General features: G+C 42.8%; 1 protein-coding gene. It reads left to right on the plus strand.

All coding sequences use genetic code 11. From position 1 onward, the window contains the following. Positions 1 to 18: 18 nt before the first annotated feature. The coding region (locus tag OGY83_RS00005) for an Ig-like domain-containing protein (protein ID WP_286634820.1) at positions 19 to 516 on the plus strand (498 nt) is incomplete at its 3' end.

The raw sequence follows: 516 nt of genomic DNA on the forward strand, positions 1-516 counted from the left end.
CAGACTCAGGATACGACGGTGACGTTTGTGGCGAACAGGGCCACGGCACAGTTCAGCGGGACGCCGGTGGTCACCAATAATAATGCAGTGGCGGATGGCACCAATCCAATTAGTGTTACTTACCTTGTTACGGATAAGTATGGTAATCCATTGGATAGTATTGAGATCACGATTACTTCAGATAATGGAGCTATTCACGGTAGCAAAAAAGTTATGACAAATCATCTTGGTCAGGCAACGGTGAATATTACAAATACAACGTCAGGGAGAACGACGGTAACTGCTTCAGTTAATACACTGACGGCAAATGTTGAGTTAATTTTTAAGCCTGTAATTCGAATTGATGTATTAACAAAAATGTTTACGGAGAATGTGTCTTCCTCTTATAACCCTGTTCATGTGTCATCTACTGCTAGTGAGCAGCTTATTTTTAGTGTATCGCCGGCATTACCGGCTGGTTTGGGGCTAAATTCTACAAATGGCACAATTACTGGTACTCCTACTGCTCCAGTAGGT

Source organism: Citrobacter sp. Cpo090 (assembly GCF_030332665.1).
GTDB lineage: Bacteria > Pseudomonadota > Gammaproteobacteria > Enterobacterales > Enterobacteriaceae > Citrobacter > Citrobacter portucalensis.